Origin of the sequence: Aeromonas sp. QDB14, assembly GCF_027707845.1 — a bacterium.
Lineage (GTDB): Bacteria > Pseudomonadota > Gammaproteobacteria > Enterobacterales > Aeromonadaceae > Aeromonas > Aeromonas caviae.
Map to the genome: position 1 here is coordinate 1 of NZ_JAPCJD010000046.1, position 25,498 is coordinate 25,498.

At 56.9% G+C, this 25,498-nt stretch carries 31 protein-coding genes; 9 read left to right on the plus strand and 22 right to left on the minus strand.

What is annotated here, in order from left to right; genetic code table 11:
* Positions 1–203 precede the first annotated feature (203 nt).
* The 8 genes from PG887_RS14685 to PG887_RS14720 all read left to right on the plus strand — a co-directional run bounded on the left by PG887_RS14685 (position 204) and on the right by PG887_RS14720 (position 10,842).
* The gene (locus PG887_RS14685) at positions 204–392 is read left to right on the plus strand and encodes a DUF3283 family protein (RefSeq protein WP_182954689.1); all 189 of its coding nucleotides are present in this window, start codon (positions 204–206) and stop codon (positions 390–392) included.
* Positions 393–538: 146 nt separating this feature from the next.
* A complete protein-coding gene (locus PG887_RS14690) occupies positions 539–985 on the plus strand; it encodes a hypothetical protein (RefSeq protein ID WP_043852095.1) in 447 nt (148 codons plus the stop codon).
* Between the two features lie 185 nt (positions 986–1,170).
* Positions 1,171–3,618, plus strand: a complete 2,448-nt coding sequence (locus tag PG887_RS14695) for a type I restriction-modification system subunit M (RefSeq protein WP_227095075.1) — start codon at positions 1,171–1,173, stop codon at positions 3,616–3,618.
* Positions 3,618–4,976, plus strand: coding sequence for a restriction endonuclease subunit S (locus PG887_RS14700; RefSeq protein ID WP_223954275.1), 1,359 nt, complete (start codon positions 3,618–3,620; stop codon positions 4,974–4,976). The genes PG887_RS14695 and PG887_RS14700 overlap by 1 nt, the downstream gene beginning before the upstream one ends.
* A gap of 265 nt (positions 4,977–5,241) precedes the next feature.
* Complete coding sequence (darT, locus tag PG887_RS14705; RefSeq protein ID WP_270822071.1) at positions 5,242–5,844, plus strand: type II toxin-antitoxin system toxin DNA ADP-ribosyl transferase DarT; 603 nt, start codon at positions 5,242–5,244, stop codon at positions 5,842–5,844.
* 43 nt (positions 5,845–5,887) lie between these two features.
* Positions 5,888–6,952 carry a type II toxin-antitoxin system antitoxin DNA ADP-ribosyl glycohydrolase DarG gene (gene darG, locus PG887_RS14710; protein ID WP_223954277.1) on the plus strand — a complete coding sequence of 355 codons (1,065 nt, stop codon included), beginning with the start codon at positions 5,888–5,890 and terminating at the stop codon, positions 6,950–6,952.
* Between the two features lie 60 nt (positions 6,953–7,012).
* The gene (locus tag PG887_RS14715) at positions 7,013–10,129 is read left to right on the plus strand and encodes a type I restriction endonuclease subunit R (protein WP_270822076.1); all 3,117 of its coding nucleotides are present in this window, start codon (positions 7,013–7,015) and stop codon (positions 10,127–10,129) included.
* Positions 10,129–10,842: a M48 family metallopeptidase gene (locus PG887_RS14720; RefSeq protein WP_182954681.1), complete on the plus strand. Its 714-nt coding sequence runs from the start codon at positions 10,129–10,131 to the stop codon at positions 10,840–10,842. The genes PG887_RS14715 and PG887_RS14720 overlap by 1 nt, the downstream gene beginning before the upstream one ends.
* A gap of 18 nt (positions 10,843–10,860) precedes the next feature.
* On the opposite strand, the gene PG887_RS14725 is transcribed toward PG887_RS14720, so the two are convergent.
* From PG887_RS14725 to PG887_RS14800, 16 genes are all read right to left on the minus strand, one after another.
* Positions 10,861–11,799, minus strand: coding sequence for a restriction endonuclease (locus PG887_RS14725; RefSeq protein WP_021138001.1), 939 nt, complete (start codon positions 11,797–11,799; stop codon positions 10,861–10,863).
* A 204-nt stretch (positions 11,800–12,003) separates the two neighbouring features.
* The gene (locus PG887_RS14730) at positions 12,004–12,408 is read right to left on the minus strand and encodes a type IV toxin-antitoxin system YeeU family antitoxin (RefSeq protein ID WP_080988641.1); all 405 of its coding nucleotides are present in this window, start codon (positions 12,406–12,408) and stop codon (positions 12,004–12,006) included.
* Between the two features lie 2 nt (positions 12,409–12,410).
* Complete coding sequence (locus PG887_RS14735) at positions 12,411–12,725, minus strand: hypothetical protein (RefSeq protein WP_227095072.1); 315 nt, start codon at positions 12,723–12,725, stop codon at positions 12,411–12,413.
* An 85-nt stretch (positions 12,726–12,810) separates the two neighbouring features.
* Positions 12,811–13,167, minus strand: a complete 357-nt coding sequence (locus tag PG887_RS14740; protein ID WP_227095071.1) for a hypothetical protein — start codon at positions 13,165–13,167, stop codon at positions 12,811–12,813.
* Between the two features lies 1 nt (position 13,168).
* A complete protein-coding gene (locus PG887_RS14745) occupies positions 13,169–13,711 on the minus strand; it encodes a hypothetical protein (RefSeq protein WP_223954058.1) in 543 nt (180 codons plus the stop codon).
* Between the two features lie 79 nt (positions 13,712–13,790).
* Entirely contained in the window at positions 13,791–14,153 is a 363-nt protein-coding gene (locus PG887_RS14750; protein ID WP_216993862.1) for a hypothetical protein, read from the minus strand.
* Positions 14,150–14,359, minus strand: a complete 210-nt coding sequence (locus tag PG887_RS14755) for a hypothetical protein (RefSeq protein WP_216993863.1) — start codon at positions 14,357–14,359, stop codon at positions 14,150–14,152. Before PG887_RS14755 ends, PG887_RS14750 begins: the two co-directional genes overlap by 4 nt.
* Positions 14,359–14,865, minus strand: coding sequence for a hypothetical protein (locus tag PG887_RS14760; protein ID WP_216993864.1), 507 nt, complete (start codon positions 14,863–14,865; stop codon positions 14,359–14,361). The genes PG887_RS14755 and PG887_RS14760 overlap by 1 nt, the downstream gene beginning before the upstream one ends.
* 115 nt (positions 14,866–14,980) lie before the next feature.
* Entirely contained in the window at positions 14,981–15,319 is a 339-nt protein-coding gene (locus PG887_RS14765; protein WP_216993865.1) for a hypothetical protein, read from the minus strand.
* Positions 15,320–15,343: 24 nt separating this feature from the next.
* Positions 15,344–15,535, minus strand: a complete 192-nt coding sequence (locus PG887_RS14770; protein ID WP_216993866.1) for a hypothetical protein — start codon at positions 15,533–15,535, stop codon at positions 15,344–15,346.
* Positions 15,532–16,029, minus strand: a complete 498-nt coding sequence (radC, locus tag PG887_RS14775) for a RadC family protein (protein WP_216993867.1) — start codon at positions 16,027–16,029, stop codon at positions 15,532–15,534. Before radC ends, PG887_RS14770 begins: the two co-directional genes overlap by 4 nt.
* Before the next feature lie 74 nt (positions 16,030–16,103).
* The gene (locus PG887_RS14780; RefSeq protein ID WP_223954057.1) at positions 16,104–16,367 is read right to left on the minus strand and encodes a hypothetical protein; all 264 of its coding nucleotides are present in this window, start codon (positions 16,365–16,367) and stop codon (positions 16,104–16,106) included.
* A 52-nt stretch (positions 16,368–16,419) separates the two neighbouring features.
* On the minus strand, positions 16,420–16,845 hold the full coding sequence (locus PG887_RS14785; protein WP_216993868.1) for a DUF2787 family protein: 426 nt from the start codon (positions 16,843–16,845) through the stop codon (positions 16,420–16,422).
* Positions 16,846–16,871: 26 nt separating this feature from the next.
* Positions 16,872–17,348, minus strand: coding sequence for a lecithin retinol acyltransferase family protein (locus PG887_RS14790; protein WP_223954056.1), 477 nt, complete (start codon positions 17,346–17,348; stop codon positions 16,872–16,874).
* Positions 17,349–17,411: 63 nt separating this feature from the next.
* Positions 17,412–18,200 (minus strand): hypothetical protein, encoded by a 789-nt coding sequence (locus tag PG887_RS14795; protein WP_223954055.1) that lies wholly within the window; start codon positions 18,198–18,200, stop codon positions 17,412–17,414.
* Positions 18,201–18,210: 10 nt separating this feature from the next.
* Positions 18,211–18,531, minus strand: a complete 321-nt coding sequence (locus PG887_RS14800; RefSeq protein WP_223954054.1) for a hypothetical protein — start codon at positions 18,529–18,531, stop codon at positions 18,211–18,213.
* Positions 18,532–18,752: 221 nt separating this feature from the next.
* On the opposite strand from PG887_RS14800, the gene PG887_RS14805 reads away from it, so the two are divergent.
* Positions 18,753–19,103 carry a helix-turn-helix domain-containing protein gene (locus tag PG887_RS14805; protein WP_223954053.1) on the plus strand — a complete coding sequence of 117 codons (351 nt, stop codon included), beginning with the start codon at positions 18,753–18,755 and terminating at the stop codon, positions 19,101–19,103.
* 11 nt (positions 19,104–19,114) lie between these two features.
* On the opposite strand, the gene PG887_RS14810 is transcribed toward PG887_RS14805, so the two are convergent.
* The 6 genes from PG887_RS14810 to PG887_RS14835 form a co-directional block, all read right to left on the minus strand.
* Positions 19,115–20,095: a recombination directionality factor gene (locus PG887_RS14810; protein WP_223954052.1), complete on the minus strand. Its 981-nt coding sequence runs from the start codon at positions 20,093–20,095 to the stop codon at positions 19,115–19,117.
* Complete coding sequence (locus tag PG887_RS14815; RefSeq protein WP_043133800.1) at positions 20,092–21,081, minus strand: YqaJ viral recombinase family nuclease; 990 nt, start codon at positions 21,079–21,081, stop codon at positions 20,092–20,094. The genes PG887_RS14810 and PG887_RS14815 overlap by 4 nt, the downstream gene beginning before the upstream one ends.
* Positions 21,082–21,175: 94 nt before the next feature.
* Entirely contained in the window at positions 21,176–22,126 is a 951-nt protein-coding gene (locus PG887_RS14820) for a DUF932 domain-containing protein (protein WP_102948470.1), read from the minus strand.
* A 346-nt stretch (positions 22,127–22,472) separates the two neighbouring features.
* Complete coding sequence (gene ychF / locus PG887_RS14825) at positions 22,473–23,564, minus strand: redox-regulated ATPase YchF (RefSeq protein WP_010673843.1); 1,092 nt, start codon at positions 23,562–23,564, stop codon at positions 22,473–22,475.
* A 131-nt stretch (positions 23,565–23,695) separates the two neighbouring features.
* Positions 23,696–24,292, minus strand: a complete 597-nt coding sequence (gene pth / locus PG887_RS14830; RefSeq protein ID WP_041215615.1) for an aminoacyl-tRNA hydrolase — start codon at positions 24,290–24,292, stop codon at positions 23,696–23,698.
* Positions 24,293–24,541: 249 nt separating this feature from the next.
* Positions 24,542–25,489 carry a ribose-phosphate pyrophosphokinase gene (locus tag PG887_RS14835; protein ID WP_010673845.1) on the minus strand — a complete coding sequence of 316 codons (948 nt, stop codon included), beginning with the start codon at positions 25,487–25,489 and terminating at the stop codon, positions 24,542–24,544.
* Positions 25,490–25,498 lie beyond the last annotated feature (9 nt).

The following is a 25,498-nucleotide window of genomic DNA, read 5'->3' on the forward strand; positions in this document are numbered from 1 at the left end:
AGGCAGAGAAAATCCAAGCAAAACAACACGTTAGACGGTATTATTAATTCGCTTGCCGCTTAAGGTTCTGTACATGAACAGCTTCATGGTAACAACACCTGTATTTATATACAGGCATTATAGCGCACCACCTTTGAACCAGCGCAAGTCCCGCATGCCACTGATGACGTACCATGGCGCCAACAAATAACAAAGAGATCAGTATGAGTCACAATCTGTGTGCCCTACCGAAAGAGCAACAAGAACGGATCGAGGTCGAGAAGGCCGCCGCATATGCGGTATGGAAGGAGCGCAACGGCCACTTGGCCAGCGCAGAAAGCGAAGCAAGCCTGCATAAAGGTGAGCTGGGCAGCTATTTTCTCGAGCAAGTGGGTAAATACAAACGAGGTTAATTATCTCAAGCTGGACTGAACGCGCCTCAGTGGACGTCTTGCCATCACGCATCCGCCTGAAAACACGACATGTTAAAAACCTCAGTATCGAGGCTGAGCGGCTGGCCCGGTATAGTCAATCGAGTTCACGTCAGAGGAGAGATGCAATGAGTCACCAACCCGGCTTTTGGTTAGCGACACGCCAGTGGTCGCTGGCCGCACTGCTGCTGAGCCTAACGCCGCAAGTCGTGTTTGCAGCCGACTGCACCTATCGAAAAGATGCATTGGGCCATACCCGCTATCAATGTGACGATGGCAAGCAGGGCACCTTACGTGAGGATGCGCTTGGCAACATCAAAGACTCGGGAACCGGAACGACCTGGCGTAAGGACGCGCTCGGCAATCTTAAGAGGAGCGATGGCACTACCTATCGGCAAGACGCGCTGGGCAATATTCGCGGCAGCAATGCCAAAACCGGTGAACGGGTGACATGGCGTGAAGATGCACTTGGTCAGTTGCGTGCATCTGATGGCACCGTCTGTCGAACCAACGCGCTGGGGCAACTCAAATGCCGTGGCGAGAGCACACCGCCGGCCTTGCTGGAAGGCAAATGATGGCTTTTGCAGCAAACGATCTGCCTATCCGTCACTGATGTGATATCCACCATGGTTGCCACGGGGTCAAGTGGGTAAACTCGTTGGCAATCTCTGGCGTGCTCACCCGTATGGGTGCAAACAATCGCCTCTTTTCGTTTTCCATGCGCCCTTGGCGCAAACTGACTCTTATTGGAACCCTTTCCATGGCTATCAAGAAAAACGAACTCTACTCCTCCCTGTGGGCCAGTTGCGATGAACTGCGCGGTGGCATGGACGCCTCCCAGTACAAGGACTATGTGCTCACCCTGCTGTTTGTGAAGTACGTTTCCGACAAGGCCAAGGGTAACCCCTACGCCATGATTGAGGTGCCGCACGGGGCGAGTTTTAGTGACATGGTGGCGCTCAAGGGGACCGCGAATATCGGCGAGGCGATCAACCTCACCATCTCGGCGCTGGCCGAAGCTAATGATCTCAAGGGCGTCATCGACATCGCCGACTTCAACGATGAGGACAAGCTCGGCAAGGGCAAGGAGATGATCGACCGCCTGACCAAGCTGATTGGCATCTTCGAGGGGCTGGATCTCTCCGCCAACCGCACCGAGGGCGATGATCTGCTAGGCGATGCCTACGAATACCTGATGCGCCACTTTGCCACCGAATCGGGCAAGTCCAAGGGGCAGTTCTATACCCCGGCCGAGGTGTCGCGCATTCTGGCCAAGGTGATCGGCATCAGTCGCCAGACGCCGCAAGATGCCACCGTCTACGATCCCACCTGCGGCTCCGGCTCCTTGCTGCTCAAGGCCAGTGACGAGGCGGGACCCAAGGGGCTCACCATCTACGGTCAGGAGATGGATAACGCCACCAGCGCCTTGGCGCGCATGAACATGATCCTGCACGACAATCCGACCGCCAAGATCTGGAAGGGCAATACCCTGGCCGCGCCCCAGTGGAAGGAGGGCAACAACCAGCTCAAGTGCTTCGACTTTGCCGTCGCCAACCCGCCCTTTTCCAACAAGAACTGGACCAGCGGCCTGGATGCTGAGCACGATGAGTTTGGCCGCTTTGTCTGGGGCGTACCGCCGGAGAAAAATGGCGATTACGCCTTCTTGCTGCACATCATCAAGAGCCTCAACAGCCGCGGCAAGGGGGCGGTGATCTTGCCCCACGGCGTGCTGTTCCGTGGCAATGCCGAGGCGCGCATCCGCGAGAATCTGCTCAAACAAGGCTTTATCAAGGGCATCATCGGCCTGCCTGCCAACCTCTTCTACGGCACCGGCATTCCGGCCTGCATCATCGTCATCGACAAAGAGACGGCGCACCAGCGCGCCATCCAGGCCAACGGCTACAGCAGCCAGAGCCTGTTTATGATCGATGCCAGCAAAGGCTTTATCAAAGATGGCAACAAGAACCGGCTGCGCGAGCAAGACATCCACAAGATCGTCGATACCTTTACCCGCGAGCAGGTGATCCCCCGTTACAGCCGCGCCGTGCCGCTCTCCGAGATCGCCGCCAACGACTACAACCTGAATATTCCGCGCTATATCGATGCCAGCGAGGCCGAAGATCTGCACGATCTGGCCGCCCACCTCAAAGGCGGCATTCCCCATCGCGATATCGACGCCCTGGGCGCTTACTGGCAGGTGTTTCCGACCCTGCGGGCCGATCTGTTTGCTCCGGCCCATGCCGGTTATAGCCATGGCTTGGTGGAGGCCGCCAAGGTCAAGGGCACCATACTGGCGCACCCCGAATTTGTCCGTTTTGCCACTGCGTCGCTTGAACCCTTCTCGCGCTGGTTTACCGAGTGCCATCTGGCCGAGATAACACCGGGCGAATCCCCAAAAGCCTTGATCGACGAGATCAGCGAATCGCTGCTTGCCACCTATGCGCCGCTGCCGCTGCTGGATAACTACGATATCTACCAACTGCTGCTGGACTACTGGCACGCCGTGATGCAGGACGATGTCTATGTGCTCTCCCAGGATGGCTGGGCGGCGGGCAAGGTGCTGCGCGAGCTTAAAGTCGACAAGGGCGAAAAGCTTAAAGAGACGCCGGATCTGGTGCTGGGCAAGAGCAAATACAAGGCCGAGCTGCTGCCGCCAGCCTTGCTGGTGGCCCGCTTCTTTAGCGATGAGCAGGCTGACATCGACGCCCTGCAGGCCGCCGCGGATGAGGCAAGCCAAGCCTTGGAAAGCTATCTGGAAGAGCAGGGCGGCGAGGAGGGGCTGCTGAGTGACGCCGCCAACGACGCAGGCAAGATCAACGCTGCGAGCCTGAAGGCGCGACTCAAGCAGGCCAGCGATGCCGATGAAAAATCGGCGCTAAAAACCGCCATCAAGCGGTTCGAAGCCGAAAGCCAGGCTAAAAAGGCGGTAAAAGAAGCGCAAGAGGCGCTGGATCGGACGGTGGTGGCCCGTTACCCCAAGCTGACTGAGAGTGAGATCAAGCAACTGCTGGTGGAGGATAAGTGGCGCGCCAGCTTGCAGGCCGCCATCGAGGCGGAGATTGAGCGCATCACCCAGCAGCTGGCCAACCGCGTCAAGGAGTTGGAGGAGCGCTACCGCGCCACCCTGCCGCAACTGACCCAGCAGGTCGCAGATCTGGAGGCCAAGGTGGCCGCGCATCTCAAAAGCATGGGGCTGGAGTGGGCATAATGGCAGAGCAGATGATGCAAGAGGCAGCAGGCAAGACTATTCCGGCAGGCTATAAGCAGACCGAGGTGGGGGTTATTCCGGAGGATTGGAGTGTTTATGATTTGCCTGATGTTATTTGGTATCAGGAAGGCCCTGGGCTTAGAAAATGGCAGTTCCAGCCAAAAGGATTAAAGGTAATTAACGTCACCAATCTACAAGATGATGGATTTCTTGACCTTGATAAGACGGAACGACATATCTCATGGGATGAGTTCGAGAAAACCTATAAACATTTTATGTGTGATGCAGGGGATTTGGTCATTGCATCCTCTGGCAACTCATATTGCAAATCATCAACGGTGCGGGAATGTGATCTGCCTTTGTTAATGAATACAAGCGTTATTCGGTTTAAGCCGATTAATGATTTTTCTAAAGGCTATATGGATATTTATTTGCGTTCTCAAAGTTTCAAGGAGAAAATAGATCTTCTCATTACTGGTGGTGCTCAGCCAAATTTTGGCCCTGCGCATTTAAATAAAATTAAAATTCCTGCTCCAACCGATTATTACGAACAAACCGCCATTGCCAATGTGCTGTTGGATAGTGATGCGCTGATAGGTGCGCTGGAGCAGCTGATCGCCAAAAAACAGGACATCAAGAGCGCCACCATGCAGCAACTGCTGACCGGCCGCACCCGCCTGCCCACCTTCGCCCTGCGCCCCGATGGCACCCCAAAAGGCTATAAGCCCAGCGAACTGGGGGAAATTCCGGAGGATTGGGAGGTTGCTCCATTCGGAAAGTTATTTGAAACATCTATATCTAGGAAGAACTTGAGAGCTACAGACTGGGTTTCTTTTGTTGGAATGCAAGATGTGACAGAAGCGGCTCAATTGCAAAATCAAACTAGTATCACCTATGAAAAAGTAAAAACTGGCTTTACATACTTTGAACGTGGTGATGTTCTGGTGGCAAAAATAACGCCTTGCTTTGAAAATGGTAAGGGGTGCTATACAAAAGAATTAAAATCTGATGTTGGTTTCGGGAGTACAGAGTTTCATGTTTTAAGAGCTGTGGCTAATGCTGATTCAGTTTTTATTTATTATTGGACCACTCAGGGTTATTTTAGAAAGCAACTTGAGTCAGAAATGGTTGGAAGTGCTGGGCATAGAAGAGTGCCATTCCCCGCTATTCAGAGCTATATGATTCCATGTTCAATGAATAAACAAGAACAAACCGCCATCGCCACTATTCTGTCCGATATGGATAACGAGCTGCAGGCGCTGACCCAGAAGCTGGAGAAGGCTCGCGCCATCAAGCAAGGCATGATGCAGCAATTGCTGACCGGCAAAATTCGCCTGCCGCTGGAGGTGGGCGCATGAGTTCAGCTCAACCTGATGACCGCCTCTGCAGCGAGCCTTGCCATCGTGCTCACCCTGCACCGGATTTGCTTGACCGTTGCTTGACCGTTGCTTGACTGGGGCGGTTGTTTATTGGCGCGATAGATGTTTATCTATCTGATAAACAAGAGATACTTTTATTGTGAGTTGCTTGATTGCGAACGGAAATGTCACCCGCTTTTCGTATGCGGGGGCGGTAGTCATTGGTATGTTATCAAGCGTTGGGCATCGCAGGAGCTAGCCACCCATGGCCTATGACTATAGCCAGAGCCTGAATCCGGAGAAGGCGCTGATATTCCGGATCGTGCATCGGGATAATCTGGAATGGATCCTGACCCATGGCCTGTGGGCGGGGAATGGCCAGCAGCAAAATCCGCACTGGGTGCATATCGGGCTGTCGGAGCTGATTGCCAAACGTGCTCGCCATCCGGTGCCACTGGCCCCTTACGGCGTACTGAATGACTATGTGCCCTTTTACTTCACGCCGTTTTCTCCCATGCTCAGCAATATTCACGCGGGGCGAGGTGTTCCCCAGCGTGAAAATGATGAAATATTGATCCTGGTTTCCAGTCTGCATCGCATGGCCGAACTGGGGTTGCCGTTTGTGTTTACCGATAGCCATGCTTATTACCAGTGGGCCAATTTCTATGACGACCTTGGCGAATTGGGACGGATTGATTGGCCTCTTCTGCAGCGCCGTGATTTCAAGCGTGACCCGGATGATTTGAGCAAGCTGGAACGCTATCAGGCCGAAGCCTTGATCTATCAGCATTGTCCCATCGAGGCGTTGCAGGGCGTGGTGTGTTACAACGAAGAAATAAAGAACAGCGTGGAACAATGCATCGGGTAGGGGTCGCGCGCCCCGTCTATGTCCGTGATGGGTGGTATTTCAGATGATTCGATATACAACAGGCAATCTGCTGGATGCTCCGGCCGAAGTACTGGTGAATACCGTCAACACGGTTGGTGTCATGGGGAAGGGGATCGCCTTGATGTTCAAGGAGCGGTTCCCGGCCAATATGCGTGCCTATGCAGAGGCGTGCAAACAGGGCGAGGTCGTCACCGGTAAGATGTTTATTACCCAAACGGGTGAGCTGCTAGGGCCGCGCTGGATCGTGAACTTTCCGACCAAACAGCACTGGCGTAACCCGGCTCAGATGGCGTGGATCCAGGATGGTTTGCAGGATCTGCGGGCCTGGTTACAAGCTCAGCAGGTCTCTTCGATTGCCATTCCGCCGCTGGGGGCTGGCAACGGCGGTTTGCCTTGGCCGGAGGTCAAACAGGCGATTGAAACGGCATTGGGTGATCTGGATATCGATATCCTGCTCTATGAGCCCAGTAGCCAATACCAAAATGTGGCCAAGCGGGGCGGGGTAGCGGAGCTGACGCCAGCTCGGGCCTTGATTGCTGAACTGGTGCGTCGCTACTGGTTTTTGGGGATGGAGTGCAGCTTGTTGGAAATCCAGAAACTAGCCTGGTTTCTGGCTCGGGTCATTGGCCGAAATCCGCAGGGTGATCCGCTGCAGTTGCAGTTTAAGGCCCATCGTTATGGACCTTATGCTAACAATCTGACTCATTTGCTCAATGCGATGGATGGCAGTTATCTGCAGTCTGACAAGCGCATTCCGGACAGCAAGCCATTCGATGTCATCTGGTTTAATGAGGCCAAAAAACAAGAGCTTGCCGTTTATCTCAATACCGAGGCCAAAGCGTTTTTGCCAATACTGGAGCAGACGACCGCGTTGATCGATGGTTTTGAGTCGCCCTATGGCATGGAGTTATTGGCCACGGTGGATTGGCTGATGGCTAAAGAGGGCTGTGCGCCAACGGTGAGCGCGCTGCGAGAAGGTTTGCACCGCTGGCCAGCGGGAACCCCGTGGGGGGAGCGTAAGGCGCGGCTGTTTGACGATCGCAGTCTGCAGATCGCCTTGACCCGTTTGCAGCAGGGGTTGGTGTAGCGAATAAGAGCGGCTGCGTGGTTGTGGCGGGTGCTTGAGAGAATAACAGGGATAGAACGCATGAATTCAGTCGGCCAACGGGAGCGGGCAACCCAGAACCGCGTGATCAAGTTATTTCAAGCGGAGCTGGGCTATCGCTATCTGGGGGATTGGCATACTCGGGAAAACAACCGCAACATCGAGCCGGAGCTGTTGACCGCTTGGTTGGCGGGGCGAGGTGTGGACGCTGCGCTTATCCCCAAGGTGCTAAGGCAACTGGATCGGGCGGCGAGCCTGGGCGAAGGGCGCATCCTCTATGACGCCAACAAGGAGGTCTATCGCCTGCTGCGCTATGGCGTGAAGGAGAAAGTCGGGGCGGGCGAGCAGAACCAGACCGTTTGGCTTGTTGACTGGGCCAATCCGCAGGCCAATGACTTTGCCATTGCCGAAGAGGTCACGGTTAAGGGCGAGAATAAGAAGCGGCCGGATCTGGTGCTCTATGTCAACGGCATTGCCCTTGGCGTTATTGAACTCAAGCGATCCACGGTCTCTGTCTCTGAAGGTATCCACCAGAACCTGGATAACCAGAAGAAGGATTTCATCCGTAATTTCTTCACCACCATGCAGCTGGTGATGGCGGGCAACGACACTCAGGGCGTGCGTTACGGCACCATTGAAACCGCCGAGAAGTATTATCTGGAGTGGAAAGAACCAACCGAATCAACGGACTTCCCGGGGGCCAATCTGCTGGATCGGCACCTGGCGCAGCTATGCAACAAGGCGCGTTTTCTGGAGCTGATCCACGACTTTATGGTGTTTGATGCGGGCACCAAGAAAACCTGCCGTCATAACCAGTATTTTGGCATCAATGCCGCCAAGGCCTATATCCGTCGCCGTGATGGCGGCATCATCTGGCATACCCAGGGTAGCGGCAAGAGCCTGACCATGGTCTGGCTGGCCAAGTGGATCCGCGAGAATGTGACCGACAGCCGAGTGCTCATCATCACCGACCGTACCGAACTCGATGAACAGATCGAAAAGGTATTCAGCGGGGTCGAGGAGGAGATCCTGCGCACCAAGAGTGGGGCCGATCTGGTGGCCCGGCTACATGCCCATAATCCTTGGCTTATCTGCTCTTTGGTACACAAGTTTGGACGTTCCTCAGAAACTGACGCGGATGACGAGGACGACAGCAGTTCCGATGACTTTATCGCCGATATGCGCCGCAGTTTGCCCTCGGACTTCAGCCCCAAGGGCAAGCTGTTTGTGTTTGTCGATGAGTGCCACCGCACTCAGTCCGGTAAGTTGCATGGGGCGATGAAGAGCCTGTTGCCGGAGGCGTTGTTTATCGGTTTTACCGGTACGCCGCTGATGAAGGTGGACAAGAAGAAATCCATCGAAATATTCGGCCCCTACATTCACACCTACAAGTTCAACGAGGCGGTGAGTGACGGCGTGGTGCTGGATCTGCGCTACGAGGCGCGGGATATCGACCAGCGGGTCAAATCCCAGAAGAAAGTAGATGAGTGGTTTGAGACCAAGACCAAGGATCTCTCCCGACTGGGCAAGCAACAGCTCAAACAGAAGTGGGCCTCGATGCAGAAGCTGCTCTCCAGTCGTTCGCGACTGGAGCAGATAGTGGCCGATATCCTGCTCGACTTTGATCGTAAGCCTCGGCTGGCTGATGGTCGCGGCAATGCCATGCTGGTCTGCTCCAGCGTCTATCAAGCCTGCAAAAGTTACGAGATGTTTAGCCAGGCCGGTTTTGCAGGAAAGTGCGCCATCGTCACCAGTTATCAGCCCAATGCCAGTGAGATCAAGGGTGAGGAGACCGGCGAAGGGCTGACGGAGAAGCTGGCCAAGTACAACATCTACCGCAAGATGCTGGCCGACTATTTCGAGCAGTCGGAGGATGAAGCCGCCAAGCGGGTGGAGGAGTTCGAGAAGGTCGTCAAGCAACGCTTTATCAAGGAGCCGGGCCAGATGCGGCTGCTCATCGTGGTTGATAAGCTGCTGACCGGTTTTGACGCGCCTTCTGCCACCTACCTCTACATCGACAAAAAAATGGCCGATCACAACCTGTTCCAGGCTATCTGCCGGGTCAATCGGCTTGATGGCGACGACAAGGAATACGGCTACATCATCGATTACAAAGATTTGTTCAAATCGTTGGAGAAGACGGTCAACGACTATACGGCTGAAGCCTTCTCAGGCTATGACAAGGAGGATGTGGCCGGGCTGCTTAAAGATCGGCTGGCGCAGGCCAAAGCGGATCTGGATAACGCTCTGGAAGCCGTCCGTGCCTTGTGTGAGCCAGTGAAGGCACCCAAGTCGCAACGCGATTATCAGCATTATTTTTGCTGTGAGCCGGGAGCCGATGAAGCGGCGCTGAGCGAGAAAGAGGCATTGCGGCTGACCCTCTATCAGTTGGTGGCCAAGTTGATCCGCGCCTTTACCAATCTGGCGGGTGAGCTGGAGGAGGCGGGTTACAGCGCCTCGCAGGCCGCCTCGATCAAGCAGGAGGTCGAACACTTCGCCAAGGTCCGGGATGAGATCAAGCTGGCCAGTGGTGATCTGGTGGATATGAAGCAGTTCGAGCCGGGCATGCGCCAGATGCTGGATCTGTGGGTGGATGCCGACCCCAGCGAGACGCTGATGGACTTTGAGGAGCTGGGGCTGCTGGAGCTCATTATCCAGCGCGGCCCCGAGGCGCTGGATGGGTTGCCCAAGGAGATGCGCGACAATCAGGAGTCGATGGCCGAGGCGATTGAAAACAACGTGCGCCGGACCATCGTCGATGAGAACCCGGTCAACCCCAAATACTACGAGAGGATGTCGGTGCTGCTCGATGAGCTGATCGATCTGCGCCGCCAGCAGGCCATCTCCTATCAGGAGTATCTGGAAAAGGTCCGCGAGCTGGCCAAGCAGGTGAAATATCCACAGAGCCATAGCCAGAGCGCCTACCCAGAGAGCATAGACACGGCAGCCAAACGGGCACTCTATGACAATCTGGGCAAGGATGAGCTGCTGGTGGCCAGGATTGATACCGCTGTGCGTTATACCAAGAAGGCCGATTGGTATGGCGATCGCTTCAAGGAGCGGGAGATCGCGTTTGCCATTGCCGAAGAAACCAAGGGATACGATGTGACCGTTGCCGAGGTGATGGAGCTGGTGAAAGCGCAGCAGGAGTACCACTGATGCCCCTGATCACCATTGGTGAGCTCACGCTGGAGTTGCAGCATAAGGGGATCAAGAACCTGCACATCAATGTGCTGCCCCCTGATGGTCGCGTGCGCGTCTCGGCCCCGGCGTCGCTGTCACAGACGGCCATCAGAATGGCCGTGGTCAGACGCTTGCCGTGGATCCGGCAGCAACAGGCCCACTTTCAGGCGCAGCCACGTCAGAGCGAGCGCCAGATGTGCAGCGGCGAGACGCACTACCTTTGGGGACGGGGCTATCGATTGGAGGTGATCCCGGTTGAGGGAGCGCACAGCGTCAAGCTACAAGGGGGGTGGATCCGGATGCGGGTTCCCGCTCATTATGACGCCGCGAAGCGAGAAGCCTTGCTACTGGGCTGGTATCGCCAATTGCTACGCCAGCGGTTGCCGATATTGATGGCCAAGTGGCAGGCCTTGCTCAACGTCACCCCTTCGTTTGTCGGTATCAAACGGATGAAGACCATGTGGGGGAGCTGCAAAACGGATACGGCCCGCATCTGGATTAACCTCGAACTAGTCAAGAAGCCCCCTGAATGCCTGGAATTTATTGTGGTTCATGAACTGGTGCATCTGTTAGAACGCAAACATAACCAGCGATTTATCACACTGATGGATACCCATCTGCCCAACTGGCGCGAGCATCGCGAGAAGCTCAACAAGATGCCGCTGGCATTTAATCGGTGGGGGTATTAGGGCTGGTTTAGCCACGATTTATTCTTCCAAAAAGTAATCTGAATCCAGGGTTTTAATGGTGAGGGTCTGGCGGGTAGTGACGCCGACGCCGTATTCGATCATCAGGGCGGCAAGACGGGCACCGTCGATCAGCACGATGCGCTTCTCAATCAGTCCGACATACTCCTGCGCCTCACGGCTAAAGCTGGAGGTGGTGATAAAGACCCCTTTGCGGGCCTTGTGCAGATCCAGCGCCCCCGCGAAGGACTGGATCTCGGGACGCCCCACGGTTTTGTCGGTGTAGCGCTTTGCCTGCAGGTAGATGGAGTCGAGCCCCAACCGGTCTTCCTTGATGATGCCATCGATGCCGCCATCGCTTTGGTAACGGGTGGTGCGGGCGGCATCCTGCTGGCTGCCGCCATAGCCCATGGCCACCATCAGATCGACCACCAGCTGTTCAAAGAAACGAGGGGAAAGGCCCAAGATCTCGGCAAGCAGGTCATCGGCAAGGGAGCGATTGATGGCAGATAGTGCCTGCTCAATCTGCTCTTGAGGGGTGCTGGCCTGCTCTGGTGTTGGCGTGTCTGTCGGGATCGCCATGGCTTGTTGCGTATTGCCTGCGCTCTCACTGGAGGCCAGGGTAAACGCCACGAACTCGTTGAATTGGGCCAGATAGCGGTTGTCGATAGTATGTCCCGAGACTAGCGCCGCCTTACCCCGTTCGGTGATAAGGCAAATGCCCCGCTTGGGTTGCTCGATGAGTCCTGCCTTGACCAGATAGGTCTTGGCCCAGCCAACCCGACTGCGCAGCGTGGTTTGGCGACCACTGGGCAAGGTGTCAGCCAACTGCTCCGGAGTAAAGGCGTAGTGCTGGCAAACCCGCTCGAATACCTCACGTAGAGAGCGGGCGACACCATCGGCCAATACCTTGAGCACGGCAGGCATCATGGCTTCATAGCTGGGCAGGGTTTCTTTCATCGGGCAACCAGATCGAGATAAAACAGGGGCTTATCTTGTCACAGCGACCTGCTTGGGGCCAGTTGGTATCGAAGTCACTGGGAGCAACCTCAAAAAAAACAGCGTCACCAAAAAAAGGGAAGGCCATGAATTGGCCTTCCCCAAGACCCACCCACTTATCACGGACGAGTAGGTTTAAAAATGTTACCACAAGCGGATGTGTGGTCACGCCTTGCGGTCAGGATTGGCGTCCATGCTCGCCGCAGGGTAAATACAGATATAGACATAGCCATGGCTACCGAGGGTGTCGGCTTCGCAGGTAAAGCCGCCGTGCTGGATAGTGATGCAGTGCTGACGTTGAGCATCCAGCTCGCCGGTTAGCAGCTTGGCTTCCAGAGCCTTGATGATCTCCGGGAAAGCCAGGTCGAGCTTGGCTATCTGCGTCTCACTCCATTCACCGATCAGACTGGCCCGATCGGATAGAAAATCGAGCCGGTAGCGACTCTGTATCAGACGAGCGCCAAAGCGTGGCGTCACGGTATGGGGCAAACCCCACTGTGCAAAAATCCGAGTGGGGTGGTCTGGCGCTACGGGGTGTTGGTTGTTGGTGTGGGTGGTTGTCGTGGTCATGATTAGCGATACCTCAGTTGAATGTCGATGCAGGTGCCGGGCACGTTGTGGCGCTGGCGTAGTCTGGTCAGGTGCTCAGGGAGTTCGGTCAGGTTTGTCAGCCGCCCCCGGTAGAGCCGAGAAAGATTGATGTAGTCGGGATGGCTCACGGTGATGGTCACCTGATGCCCAGGTTGCCAACGAGCAAACAGGCGGGCTTTGGCTTGCTTGATGGTGGTGATGCCGGGAGCGGGTAGTGTCTGACGGTTTCGCAGGTGCAGTTTGTTGAGCTCGGGGGCATAGTGATGCACCTCGAGTCCGGTGATAAGACGGGTCATGTTCGGTGACTCCAATGATGCAAGGGGCCAGCCTGTGAGGGCTGGCCCTTTATGTTGTTTGTTGATGAGCGGAGACAGTAGGGCGTCAACGAGCGCAGTCAGCCATCTCATTGATAACCGGCTTGCAATTGAGCCGGTCCAGCAGGTGCCGCGAGCCGTATTGAGCCACCAGCCGGTCGATGGCCATCTGGGCACAGGCCGTTCTGCTGGGCTTATTCTCAGGTATTGCGTAACGAGCGGTGAGCCAGCCGCCGAGCAATGCGATGCGGTAGCCACTCGGGATGTGGGTGAGCGAGGTGCCTACGCCCCTCCCGTGAATGAGGAAAGGCACGGCCTGCCCACCGATGTCGATATCCATGCGCTGGCCCTTGAGCTCAAAGGTGGTGAGTTCGCCAGTTTGCGGATGTTTGCCGGGCACCTTGATGGCGATGTTCTTAGCCATGTCACACCTCCGGTTTGGCTTCAAAGTGGCGGGTTACAACGCCCGCCTCCGGGTCGATGCAGATAAACGCCGGGGCTTGCGGGTGGTTCTGGTAGAGTCGCGCCAATTCAGAGCGAAACGCCTCGACGTTCGGCGCAATCACATGGTTGGTATCCCCCTCGGCGTAGGTAAAGGTTTCGAGTTTCTCAGTGTTAATCCAGATACCGAAGTACCAGGCGTCCTCCTCGGTATCGTACTGCTGCCAACCCTGGGCCAGTAGCGTCCGGTCGTAGTAGTAGCGGTCAGCCTGATGGCAACCCCGGTCGATGCGGCAGCCGGTCACTGTAAGTTCAAACGGGATACGCCCCGCCTTGTGGGCCTTTTTGACCCGGCGCAGCAGCTTGAGAGCCTTGGTTCTGCTACGGCCATTACCGAGCGGTTGCGGCTGTCTGGCCCGTAATGCCAGGTGGGTCATTATCTTCGGCGCAGTATTGTGGTGGAGTTGGCCGATAGCAACGGTGAGCTGCTGAGCGGTCAGGGTGTTGTAATCACGCAAGTCATGCATGGTTGGGCGTCCTTCAAATGCAAACGGCCCCTCGGTGTGAGGGGCGGTTAGAGGTCTTGTTTGTGCTGGTGGCCGTGGCTCAGGTGTGACTACTCCAATCCGGCTTGTCATTACTACCGTGGTTGACGTAGGCCCCGACAATTACCCGTTGCCACTCACCGACCGGTTGGCCTGCGGTATTACAAGCACAGCGAAAGCGGGCGAAGTTAATCTCACGCGGCAGGTGTTCACGCATATCCCGTGGGCTGACAAAGAGCGTGGTCTTGTGCAGCACCGGGTTGGGGGCGGCCAAGGGACCACCGATACGCCGTCCCTCCACATCGTGGGCATAGGCAAAGCCCGGCAACATCAACTGCTGGCTGATGAGCTTGGCGAGTGCTGGATGGGCACACATGGCCTCCGCCACGGCGGCCTGGCTAAAGCTGTCGGTAAATTCAATCATGGGTGTTTCTCCTTTTCTGCAGGTGCATGGTAAGCCGCTGCCAGCAGCGCAAATTGTTCGACCAGATAACTGATGCCCAGCTCATCACTGACCCCATCCCCCAGGCGGTGATGCAGGTGTGCCATGTCATCGGCGATGCGTTGAGCCAGGTGGGCTGTTGAGCTCGGTGGTGAGCTTGTCACTGTCAGGGGGATGGAGAGATCCATCACATCTCTCCCCAAGGTGCTTGCTCCCACAGTGACAACCGGGTCAGCACGTCTTGCGCCAGCGCTTGCTGCAACTGCTGTATCACCTTCACCAGCCGAGGTGCCTGCTCAGGGCTCCCGGTCCATTCGCTCGATTGGTACAGAGCGCAGCAGGTGAATTTGTAGAGGGCAACCAGTTCGGCATCGGTGAGTGGTGCCTGGTGGTAACGGTGTGCAGGTTTAAGCGGATTCAGCTTGTTCGAGCGGTGTTGACGTGGTTCCTTACGCTCCTGCTGACGCCCCAGCTGATAGCGATGCCAGACCGCCCGCCGATTGGCGAGCATCATCAGCCTAACCAGCCGGTCAACCCGCCACGTCCAGGTACTGGTGACATCCATTGGCGAGTTCCACCAGAGGGTGCGCAGCAACTCGAGGGTGTAGTGCGGTGGCACCGGGGCATTGCAAAAGCGGTGCAACTGCACGGCAAAAGCAAGGTAGTCCTTGCGATCGATCATGAAGGCAGACATGGGGATGACTCCTTGAAATGAAAAAGGCCACCTGCAGTGAGGTGGCCCTGTGGGTTGTGTCGGGATATCCAGATCATGGTGTTGGACCAGATGATCCGGGTTTGGGATGCTGCCGTTATTCGTGCGCTTGCTCTGCGTCTGGGTGAGCCGCATCGAACAGGATGGCGTAGAGCGCACAATCAATGCCGTTGACGGCATCGTGGTACGGGTAATAGGGCGGTGCGTCTCGGGAGCGCTCGAAGTAGTCGCCAAAGCAGCTGAGGCATTCACGGATCTCGATGGTGGATCCTTGCAGCAAGGTCTCTTTAAGCTGCCAGGCATAAACCTCGTCATCACGGGCCTTGGCGACGGACTTTTCCAGCAATGTCAGCGCATCTTCGTTGCAAGCGGCTGCCAGGCCATGGCGCAGCCTCTCGAGCGTTTCCTCAAGGGAATAGGGATTGGGTAATCGCATGGTGTTTGTCCCTTCTTGGCGCGGCTAATGGCGCAGCTGATGCAGCAGCGCATCAATGGCATCGACACAATCGCTCTGGGTGAGCAGGTAGCCGCTCGGCAGGTGGGTAACGATGGCGGGCTCTGCCTGCATCTCGACGTTGTCAGCAAGCCAGCAACGCAACTCGATGAGGATATCGAGGGCGGTGAGGTGGGTTTTGTCTGGAGGAAGGCTCATAGCTGACCTCTTTCGGCCATCGAGACTACGCCCTCAGCACCGACCACCAGATGGTCAAGTAATCGCACATCGACCAGCGCCAAGGCCTCTTTGAGGGCCTGAGTGAAGACGCGGTCGGAGTGGCTGGGTTCCGGGTCACCACTGGGGTGATTGTGCACCGCGATGATGGCCCCGCAGTTGAGTAGCAAGGCCCGTTTGACCACTTCCCGTGGGTAGATACTGGCGCAGTCGAGAGTGCCACGAAACAGCTCCTCAAAAGCCAATACACGATGCTGGGAGTCAAGAAACAGTGCAGCAAACACCTCGTGTTCCCGGTCCTGCAGCAGGGTTTGCAGCCGCTCAGCGGCCTCTGTGGTACTGGTGATGGCGGAGCCTTTGGCAAGACGCTTGCGAGCAATCTGATTGGCGATACGCAGCAGGTCTTGCTCGGTCACCGGTTCGGTGACGAGATAGGTACCGGGGCATTCCCCGGCTTTGAGTTTGTGGTAACGCATGTGGGGTTCTCCAAATAAACAAAACCCCGGCACGCAGGAAGCATGTCGGGGTTAAAGGCAAAGAGGTTGTTGGTTCACTGTGAGGGGGGGCAGTTGGCCGTGGTGGTGACGCCTTCCCTGGCGGTGGGTTCCTGCTTCACCGGCATTAGTGGTTCGGGGACCTGCACGGTGAGTGGGATAGCAAGAGCCAAGCTCAGCCGTTCCGCCAGTTCATAGGCGGGACCAATGGTGTCGTAGTCAGCTATCCAGGTAGCTAGGGCCAGCTCGCTTGCTCCCATCGCCCGCAGATAGACGCTGTAGCCCTGCACGGTCAGGTACCACCTGCGTCTCGCTATCACGATTGATGGCTTCCAGCTCAACGGCTATCGGTTGTTTGGGAATCTGTCCTCCTCAGTCACCAGTGACGGTGACGGTAAAAAAGCCCAGCTGGGCGTAGACGAGGAAAGCGCCTTGCCACATGTGAAAGAGTTCATGGGCTTCTGTTGGGGGCAGTGGCCCCCATCCCTGCAGATAGTGCTCACCATCGAGGAAGTTGAAATCGAGCTCCTTGCAGAGCTCGGCATCCTGCCCCAGTCCCTGGTAGCAGAAGTCAGTGACGTAATCGAACAGCCAGCCATCAAGACCGCGTATCAGGCGGAGCTCGACCGGATGGACACCCCCTTGTTCGGGTGTGTAGCCGGGATTGCGAAAGTTGAAGGTGAGCTGAGTCTGACGCGCAAGGTCGAGCGCGGTGCGGGTGACCTCCTGCTCAAGCAGAGCCAACAGGGCTGGTGCTACGGGCAGGGTAAAGCCGTCCCGGAAAAAGGGAATGGTCATGGTGTACTCCGAATAAAGGGTTGGGACTAGCGCAGTCGCCAGGGCAGAAGCCAGGTTGGTAGCTTGTTCGTCAGCGGTGTGAGCCGTGCGGTGAACGTAGGCACGGTGGTGCGAATTGGCAGCGGTGGCGTTTGTGCGAGCGTGATGGCTAGCAAGACGGTACTCCATGCCTGGTCTACCTGCTCACTGTGGTGCACGCCCTGGATACACCACGTCACGAAGTGTTCGCAGTTGTTGAACTGCAGGTTGTAAGCCCGCTCTCCCAGCCGTTGATGTGCTCGTGCCAGGCTTTCGCTGGGGCTGTAGTAACGGTGGCTGTACTCACGCAGGTAACAGTCGCCATTGCCTGCAAATATCTCCAACGATGAGACAATAATCCGCCCAGTCACCGGGCCTTCACTCGAGAAAGGCCCAGCATAGTGAATGACTTGGTTATTGCCCGCGTAGAGGCCGTGATGGTCATAGCCCCATCGGCTTACGACCAGATGGTCACCAGGTTGCATATCTGCTCCTTCTACAAAAGAAAACGCCCGGTACAAGACCGGGCATAGCGAAGTGGAGTGGGCTCACTCGAAGGTGTAACCGGCATCTCCCCGGTCGGTATGAATAACCACCTCCAGTACTCGGCACAGCGGTGTTGACTTGAGGGTGAACCGAGTTTGCTGTCCAAAGTTCATCGCAACAGGGAACACCTGCTTGATGTACTCTGGTTTCAACCGGTCTTTACTGGCGAGACAGGTGCTCCATTTCACGCGACCGCTGACACAATCATTGCTCGGCACTTCCCGAACCAACTGACACTGGCCACGGTTGATGGTGATGTCATTAATCGTGACCGGGTCATTACGAGACACGACCTGCAGTACGCCCTGCTGTGCGCGAAGTTCAAAGTTCAAGGGGGCGGCGGCTGGCTCAGGCTCCGGAGCCGGAAAGGCACAACCAAAGGCCGCGTCCGTAGCGGCAGTTAGCGTCTCTTGTGCCCCTGCGACCGGTAACTCGATGCTCCGGCCATCCTGGGTGATGGCTTGCAGAGACTTGGCTGAGCGCAGTGCGGCCCACATGTCATAGAACGCCTTGCTGTCATTGCCTGCCACCATGCTGGATAGCGGGGGATAGGTATGACCATCGATGCGCAGCCAAACGGTTTCAGTCGGTGCTTGGCCTGCTTGGTTGAGTTCGATGCGGCTAAGCTGGCCCATCCGGCACGATAGATAGAGATAGGTCGCGTCATCGACCGTTGCCGAATACTCCGTCACCCCCTGACCCCAGCCATCGTTCCAGCGGCCATGGTCTCCAAATGCCAGTACGGCAGGCGTCAGCAGTAAGCCCAGCAGGGCTATTATCCATTGATGCATCCCACACTCCTTACACGGCATAGCCGAGGATATTGTTCATAAAGCCCTGAAAGGCGAAAAAACCGATCAGCGCCCCGATGGCCTGCGGCCCCATCAGCCAAAATATCTTGGCCTTGAAGGTCTCGATAGCGCCGCTGGTCGAGATCCAGTCCGGGTGGGTAAAGCGGCGAAACCACTCCCCGATACACATGCCAACCCCGGTAAAAAGCGTGCCGAACACGAAGGAGGCGGTCAGCCCCCCAAATCCAAGCCAGGGAGCTTTGCCGGTCCAAGCGATATTGATGGTCAGGGCCAGAAAAAGCAGGCCCGCGATAACAAAGTAACTTTTCATGATGTCTCCTTATGGATAAAAAATGACTTTTCATTTCCCGTTGTCATGCGGTGGTTGCGCAGCGGGAAATGCGGGTTGTGGAGTATTGGGTGATGGATTTCCTTTCATTCTGAAATTCCCCGCCAAAACACCAATATCAACCTAATTAGTTGATCCTCGCCTTTCAGGGTTCTTCATGTCAACAGGTCTATCCCCAACCATGCAAGTTGGTTGGAGGACTTATGACAGATATCAATTTTGAGCAGTTAGCCAAGAAAGTGGGCAAGGCTATTGGGCGTCAGCGTAACCAGGCCGGGTTTACCCAGGAGCAGGTGGCTGAACACCTTAGTATCGGGATGGAAGCGGTCTCCCGGATGGAGCGGGGGATTGTGGTGCCGACCGTGGTGCGGCTGGCGGAGTTGGCTCAGCTGTTTGGCTGTGAGCTGGCGGACTTTCTGCGCGAGACCAGCAACCGCCCGACCGAGCAGGGCATTGTGCTGAGCCAGCAACTGGCCCGGCTCGATGATGCTGACCGAACCCTGTTGCTGGAAACGGTAGAACGGTTGGTGGAGCGGTTGGCGCGTCCCAGCTGATCATCCGCCATTCACTGGGGAGGGGATGAGTTCCCTTTCCCCAATTTGTTGGTGAGTGGACTCCTTCTTGGTTGCGGCCTCTGCGGTGTTCTGGTTGCTTGGCTTTGCGGTGCGTTAAGCGAGGTAGTCGCCACTGCATCTGCGTTACCATTCGCCGTCTCGTCGCAGCTGGCTTCGGGATAAAACTCCTCCAGCAGCATCGGCACCTCTTCATCGATATCTTCAAACTGGCCGTTACGCAGCAACTCATGAGCAGCCAGCTCCATCTGCTCGATGGCCAAGCCTGCTTCTTGGTCACGCTGGGCCGCCTCCTGTGCCAGCCTGACTGCCTCAGTCAGGTTGGTCTCTTCCCGCAAGGTCAAATCCACGTAGTAGACCGGTGTGCGGTAGGACTGGGTGGTGCTTTTGGCTCGCAACCGCAGGGTGAGCGGCAAATAACGGGTGTGACCACCGCTCACGGCCTCCAGGTATTTCAGTCGAGCCGACAGAGTGCGCACCGAGTTGTAGCCGGTGGTTCGGAAGATAAAGCTGCCCAGCTCATCCCCTTGCCCCTCCACAAACAGGTTCAGTCGCCCGTACAGCTTGCAGCCCTGTTGCCCGGCAAAGGCGCAGCGCTCTGGTCCAGAGCAGCTGACCTCCTCCATGCCTTGTCCCCCCACACGTCTTGCCACCTCCCCATTCCCGACACAGAGCGGCCTGCCGGTTTGTCGGTCAAACGCGCTGTATTCCGCCCGCAGATTCAGGTCGCTATCGTTGAACAGCACCCGCACCGGAATGGCGCGGATCTTGGTCTGCTCCTGTCCTTGGCCACTCTTTTGCGATGAGTAGTGTTGGTGCAGGGGATGGAGCAACCATCCCCCCTTTTGTTGTACCTGGGTGGTGAGGGTGAAGCTGTCGTCCTTCTCCGGCACCCACTTATCCTGTTTTTGCACCAGCTTGCCGATACAGATCCGTCCGATCACGGGCGGAGTAATCGCCAGTCCTTTGATCATGGTGTTTGCCTCAAGGGTTGAATGGTGAAACGGCGCACGCCGGGCACCGGTTTGACGTAACGGGTGAGCAAGTCGGGATGATCCTGCCCGAGCTTTTCGAGATCCGGTGCCAGCCGGTCTTTGCTGCGCTTCCAGGTGATCTTGCCATCGGCAAACAGCCCGGCTGTCGCTTCACCCAAGGTCGCTTGCAGCCGCTGTTTGAGTTGAGACTCTTGTTGCTCGACAGCTTCCTTTTGCTGACGCAAGCGCAGTAGCTCCCCAAACAGCTGGTTGAACTCGGAAGAATCGGAGAGATCCACCGTCTGGCCATCGTCACGGGGGAAGAGCCAGCTCAGAGCATTGGCAGCATCACTGGAGCCGTCAGGTTCAGGCTGCTGATCTTGTTGCACCATCTGCCAGAACTGCGCTTCCCGTTCGGTGAGATCCTGGATCTTCTCCTCATCACGCTCGATGCGGTAAATCCGAAAATCCTGGCCGCCGATCAGCACAGCCACTTCGGCCCAGGCATGGCCGGTGACGGCCAGTTGATGGAGTACCTGACACTGGTAAGCCACCGGCACCCCTTCTTCCCACTGGGGGGCGCTGTGATAGCTGGCGGTCTTGATCTCCAGAATGCCCGGCCCATCGGGGTGGCCCACTACCTCCCGATCGAGGTTGGCGAGCATGAAGGGTTGTTCGGGGTGTTGCAGCACAGCATTGACCCGGCGTACCTTGTAGCCGGTGCGTTTGGCATAGACCTGTGCCAGCACAGGTTCGAGCTCGATGCCCCACAGCACCGCTTCCTTGTGGGAGATATCTTCCGGCTCCTTGCGACCGGTCTTCTCCAACCACAGGCTGAGCGGGCATTTGTAGGGGGAGAGCCCCACTGCCACGGCGGCATCGGAGGAGCCAATGCCGAGTTTGCGGATAGCGAGCCACTGCTCGCGGGTTAATTGGGTAGTGGAGGCCAGCCGCAGGGCTTGGCCGTATTTGGTTTTTGCTTTCATGACTATTCCTTGTTAACGGCATAAACGCCAACGCCCGGATTGGCTTGCGCTAGTCCGGGGGAGGTCGTTATGCGGCTTAGATAGGGAAGAGGAATTACTGCAGCAGGGTAAGAGCTTGATTCAAGGCTTGGGATTTGAGTTGGGCGCCCTGACCAAACCAGGCGGAATCGAGCCGGTGATCCTGGCTGCGGGCACGGCGGTGGTGATCCACGTATTCGGTGACCGCATTGACCAACCCCCAGGCGGTATTGCGGGAGCTGGCAAGCTCTGAGCCCATACCCGCGCCCTGATAGAGCTCATGCAGCCGTTGTACCGGCTTGGTGAGAATGATGCTCTCCTCATCCAGCGGTTGCGCCAGCAGGTCGCTGAAAAAGCGCAGTGCCTCTTCGGGGGCGACGGGCCGTTGTGCCAATTCCTTAGTCTGTGCCTTGAACTCATCCCAATGAGAGAGTCCGAGCCCAAGCGACTCTTTGACGGCAGCAGCATCGAACTGAGTGGAGTGGGGCACCTTGATGGCACCAGTAGCGCCGCGCAGTGCCATCTGCAGGGTGTTGTTGCAGACTACTCGCAGCGAGGTGAACTGCGCCGTGGTGCAGAGCGTGCCGTCGCAACTGGTCGCCAGCAGCAGATAGGACTTTACCAAGTCATTGCCTTTGAGTTTTAGGTCTTGGCCGGTCTTAGCGAGTGCCCACAGCTTGCGGCCACCTTTGAGCGAGCCTGCTGTTTCCAGCTCAAAGCCACCGGCTTCCACTAGGTCTTGATAGAAGTGCAGCACCTCATGAGGCTGTACCACGTTGTAGCGACTTGAGACCACCGACAGGGGGGCAAGGGTATCAGAGCGATACAGCACCTTGCTGTCGCTGTAGGGGCGGATATGCAGTGCATCGGAGGCGACGTTAAACATCACGTCGCTCTGCTCGATGGTCCAATCCATCCCGGCTGCCTGTAGCCAGATATCGAGGGATTGTTGCGGGGGCAAAACATTGCCAAGGCCATGCCAGGGGGTTTGGCCAGTGTAGGCCATGGTGTCGATCAGGTGAGCCATGGGAGATCTCCAATAAAAAAGGGACTGCACAGAGCAGTCCCTTGGGTAGGTTCATGGAGATAATATATATCTGAAATAAGTTCAAATGAGACTTATTTTCCTCTCTGGTTTCTAGCTATGGAATGCGCGCTGTGGCTGCACTGTGGTGTACAAATTGAAAGGTGGGACTCAAAAGGAAGTAAGGTGGGATCTGGGAAAGAGAAGGGCCTATCAGATTTTAGATAGGCCCTTTTGATAACAATTATGCATGCCTAGCGTTGCCTAGTGTGTACGCAAAAGTGTACTCAAACTAATAATGGCTGCGCCTTGTGATCGCATGTCATTGAAAGTAATCTATAATTTTAATTTAGACGTTGAACAGGAAGTTCATGATATCGCCATCCTTGACGATGTAGTCTTTCCCTTCCGCGCGCATCTTGCCTGCTTCCTTGGCGCCTTGCTCACCCTTGTAGGTGATAAAGTCGTCGAAGGCGATGGTCTGGGCGCGAATAAAGCCTTTTTCGAAGTCGGTGTGGATCTTGCCAGCGGCCTGCGGGGCGGTGGCGCCTACCGGAATGGTCCAGGCGCGCACTTCTTTCACACCGGCGGTGAAGTAGGTCTGCAACTTGAGCAGCTCGTATCCGGAGCGGATCACCCGGTTCAGGCCCGGCTCCTCGATGCCCAGATCCGCCATGAACTCGGCGCGGTCTTCGTCGTCCAGCTCGGCGATGTCCGCCTCGATGGCGCAGCAGACGACCACGACAACGGCGTTCTCGGCGGCGGCTATCTCACGGACCTGATCCAGGTAGGGGTTGTTCTCGAAGCCATCTTCCGCCACGTTGGCGATGTACATGGTGGGTTTCAGGGTCAGGAAATTGAGGTGGCTGACGGCGTCCAGCTCATCCTTGTCCAGCTTCATGCCGCGGATCATCTGGCCGTTTTCCAGGGCAACCTTGATCTTCTCCAGCACTTCCACTTCCAGCTTGGCATCCTTGTCGCCGCCCTTGGCACGCTTGGACTGGCGATTGATGGCGCGCTCGCAGGCATCCAGGTCGGAGAGGGCCAGCTCGGTGTTGATCACCTCGATGTCGTCGGCCGGGGAGACCTTGCCCGCCACGTGGACGATGTTCTCGTCCTCGAAGCAGCGCACCACGTGACCGATGGCTTCGGTTTCACGGATGTTGGCCAGGAACTGGTTGCCAAGGCCTTCGCCCTTGGAGGCACCGGCCACCAGGCCGGCGATGTCCACGAACTCCATGGTGGTCGGCACGACACGCTGCGGATTGATGATGGCCGCCAGCTGGTCGAGGCGGGGATCCGGCATGGGGACCACACCCGTGTTCGGCTCAATGGTGCAGAACGGGAAGTTGGCGGCTTCGATGCCGGCCTTGGTCAGCGCATTGAACAGGGTGGATTTGCCTACATTGGGCAGGCCCACGATACCGCATTTAAAACCCATGGATTGTTACCTTGTTGATGGATGCTTCAAGGGGCCGCGCGGGCGGCCCGTGTCGTGTTGCTTGACCCCGAGGCGAGGGATCTCGCCAGAGGCCGGTCATCTTGAACAGCCTGGTCATGCAGGCTGAAGGCCTAGACTTTCTCGGCCTTGAAACTGTGCAGGCGATTCATGGCCTTGGTCATGTCCTGCTTGAACAGGATGTCGGTGGCGCGCAGGGATTCGTCCAGCGCGGCCTCAATCAGACTCTGCTCACTGCTGGGCGCCTTGGTCAGCACGAAGCCGGCGACCAGCTCCTTGGCGCCCGGATGGCCGATGCCAAGGCGCAGCCGGAAGAAGTTATTGTTGTTGCCCATCCTGGCGATGATGTCCTTGAGGCCGTTATGGCCGCCGTGACCGCCCCCTTGCTTGAACTTGGCGATGCCGGGAGGCAGGTCCAGCTCGTCGTGGGCCACCAGGATCTCTTCCGGGGCGATCTGGTAGAAGCGCGCGAGCGCCGCCACGGCCTTGCCGGAGAGATTCATGTAGGTGTTCGGGATGAGCAGCCGCACATCCTGCCCGTCCACCAGGAAGCGGGCGGTGTGGCCGAAGAACTTGGGCTCTTCGCGCAGGCTGACATTGTGCCAGCGTGCCAGTTGCTCCACATACCAGGCGCCCGCATTGTGGCGGGTCTTGGCATATTCGGGGCCGGGATTACCCAGCCCGACAATCAGTTTGATTTGACTTGTCACGCTTGATGTCTTCACTCGCTACTTGCCATGGGCGGATGACCCGGGGCAATGGGACGCAATATTCTAGCCGCCGAGTGGCGATCACTCAACCAAAGTGCGGCAAGGTCGGGGAAAAGCCGGACAGAAGGGCTCGGGTGGGGTGGCTCGTCCGAGGTTTTCGTTTCTTGCCGAGTGGAGGCTGGCGGTTGGCGCCAGGCACCCAAAAAAACAAAAACCGCCATTCGGCGGTTTTTGTCACGACAGGGTCTATCAATGCTCGAACATGGCAGAGATGGACTCTTCGTTGCTGATGCGGCGAATCGCTTCGGCCAGCACGGAGGAGAGGGTCAGCTGCTTGACCTTGCCGACTGCCTTCATCTCCGGGGTGAGCGGGATGGAGTCGGTGATGATCAGCTCGTCGATGACCGAATTCTTGATGTTTTCAACGGCGGTGCCGGAGAAGACAGGGTGGGTCGCATAGGCGAATACGCGCTTGGCACCACGCTCTTTCAGCGCTTCGGCCGCTTTGCACAGGGTGCCGCCGGTGTCGATCATGTCGTCGACGATGACGCAGTCACGACCGGCCACGTCGCCGATCAGGTGCATGACCTGGGAGACGTTCGGACGGGGACGACGCTTGTCGATGATGGCGATGTCGGTGTCGTCCAGCAGCTTGGCGATGGCACGGGCACGGACCACGCCGCCGATGTCCGGTGACACGACCACGGGGGATTCGAGGTTCTTGGCCTTCATGTCTTCCAGCAGCACCGGGCTGCCGAACACGTTGTCGACGGGGACGTCGAAGAAGCCCTGGATCTGCTCGGCATGCAGGTCAACGGTCAGCACACGGTCCACACCCACGCTGGAGAGGAAGTCGGCGACGACCTTGGCGGTGATGGGCACACGGGCGGAGCGGACGCGGCGGTCCTGACGGGCATAACCAAAGTAGGGGATAACGGCAGTGATACGGCCAGCTGAAGCACGACGCAGTGCATCCACCATGACGATCAATTCCATCAAATTGTCGTTGGTCGGGGCACAGGTGGATTGAATGATGAAGATATCGCCACCGCGTACATTCTCGTTGATCTGTACGCTGATCTCGCCGTCGCTAAAGCGACCTACGGCAGCATTGCCGAGTTTGATAAACAGGCGATCTGCGATCTTCTGGGCTAGTTCCGGCGTTGCGTTACCAGCAAACAGCTTCATGTCAGGCACGGTTTGAAA

What these genes read in the sequence shown, in the direction of transcription:
- PG887_RS14685 (WP_182954689.1), top strand. Translation starts at nt 204, where the DNA reads ATGAGTCACAATCTGTGTGCCCTACCGAAAGAGCAACAAGAACGGATC.
- PG887_RS14690 (WP_043852095.1), top strand. Translation starts at nt 539, where the DNA reads ATGAGTCACCAACCCGGCTTTTGGTTAGCGACACGCCAGTGGTCGCTG.
- PG887_RS14695 (WP_227095075.1), top strand. Translation starts at nt 1,171, where the DNA reads ATGGCTATCAAGAAAAACGAACTCTACTCCTCCCTGTGGGCCAGTTGC.
- PG887_RS14700 (WP_223954275.1), top strand. Translation starts at nt 3,618, where the DNA reads ATGGCAGAGCAGATGATGCAAGAGGCAGCAGGCAAGACTATTCCGGCA.
- darT (WP_270822071.1), top strand. Translation starts at nt 5,242, where the DNA reads ATGGCCTATGACTATAGCCAGAGCCTGAATCCGGAGAAGGCGCTGATA.
- darG (WP_223954277.1), top strand. Translation starts at nt 5,888, where the DNA reads ATGATTCGATATACAACAGGCAATCTGCTGGATGCTCCGGCCGAAGTA.
- PG887_RS14715 (WP_270822076.1), top strand. Translation starts at nt 7,013, where the DNA reads ATGAATTCAGTCGGCCAACGGGAGCGGGCAACCCAGAACCGCGTGATC.
- PG887_RS14720 (WP_182954681.1), top strand. Translation starts at nt 10,129, where the DNA reads ATGCCCCTGATCACCATTGGTGAGCTCACGCTGGAGTTGCAGCATAAG.
- PG887_RS14725 (WP_021138001.1), bottom strand. Translation starts at nt 11,799, where the DNA reads ATGAAAGAAACCCTGCCCAGCTATGAAGCCATGATGCCTGCCGTGCTC.
- PG887_RS14730 (WP_080988641.1), bottom strand. Translation starts at nt 12,408, where the DNA reads ATGACCACGACAACCACCCACACCAACAACCAACACCCCGTAGCGCCA.
- PG887_RS14735 (WP_227095072.1), bottom strand. Translation starts at nt 12,725, where the DNA reads ATGACCCGTCTTATCACCGGACTCGAGGTGCATCACTATGCCCCCGAG.
- PG887_RS14740 (WP_227095071.1), bottom strand. Translation starts at nt 13,167, where the DNA reads ATGGCTAAGAACATCGCCATCAAGGTGCCCGGCAAACATCCGCAAACT.
- PG887_RS14745 (WP_223954058.1), bottom strand. Translation starts at nt 13,711, where the DNA reads ATGCATGACTTGCGTGATTACAACACCCTGACCGCTCAGCAGCTCACC.
- PG887_RS14750 (WP_216993862.1), bottom strand. Translation starts at nt 14,153, where the DNA reads ATGATTGAATTTACCGACAGCTTTAGCCAGGCCGCCGTGGCGGAGGCC.
- PG887_RS14755 (WP_216993863.1), bottom strand. Translation starts at nt 14,359, where the DNA reads ATGGATCTCTCCATCCCCCTGACAGTGACAAGCTCACCACCGAGCTCA.
- PG887_RS14760 (WP_216993864.1), bottom strand. Translation starts at nt 14,865, where the DNA reads ATGTCTGCCTTCATGATCGATCGCAAGGACTACCTTGCTTTTGCCGTG.
- PG887_RS14765 (WP_216993865.1), bottom strand. Translation starts at nt 15,319, where the DNA reads ATGCGATTACCCAATCCCTATTCCCTTGAGGAAACGCTCGAGAGGCTG.
- PG887_RS14770 (WP_216993866.1), bottom strand. Translation starts at nt 15,535, where the DNA reads ATGAGCCTTCCTCCAGACAAAACCCACCTCACCGCCCTCGATATCCTC.
- radC (WP_216993867.1), bottom strand. Translation starts at nt 16,029, where the DNA reads ATGCGTTACCACAAACTCAAAGCCGGGGAATGCCCCGGTACCTATCTC.
- PG887_RS14785 (WP_216993868.1), bottom strand. Translation starts at nt 16,845, where the DNA reads ATGACCATTCCCTTTTTCCGGGACGGCTTTACCCTGCCCGTAGCACCA.
- PG887_RS14790 (WP_223954056.1), bottom strand. Translation starts at nt 17,348, where the DNA reads ATGCAACCTGGTGACCATCTGGTCGTAAGCCGATGGGGCTATGACCAT.
- PG887_RS14795 (WP_223954055.1), bottom strand. Translation starts at nt 18,200, where the DNA reads ATGCATCAATGGATAATAGCCCTGCTGGGCTTACTGCTGACGCCTGCC.
- PG887_RS14800 (WP_223954054.1), bottom strand. Translation starts at nt 18,531, where the DNA reads ATGAAAAGTTACTTTGTTATCGCGGGCCTGCTTTTTCTGGCCCTGACC.
- PG887_RS14805 (WP_223954053.1), top strand. Translation starts at nt 18,753, where the DNA reads ATGACAGATATCAATTTTGAGCAGTTAGCCAAGAAAGTGGGCAAGGCT.
- PG887_RS14810 (WP_223954052.1), bottom strand. Translation starts at nt 20,095, where the DNA reads ATGATCAAAGGACTGGCGATTACTCCGCCCGTGATCGGACGGATCTGT.
- PG887_RS14815 (WP_043133800.1), bottom strand. Translation starts at nt 21,081, where the DNA reads ATGAAAGCAAAAACCAAATACGGCCAAGCCCTGCGGCTGGCCTCCACT.
- PG887_RS14820 (WP_102948470.1), bottom strand. Translation starts at nt 22,126, where the DNA reads ATGGCTCACCTGATCGACACCATGGCCTACACTGGCCAAACCCCCTGG.
- ychF (WP_010673843.1), bottom strand. Translation starts at nt 23,564, where the DNA reads ATGGGTTTTAAATGCGGTATCGTGGGCCTGCCCAATGTAGGCAAATCC.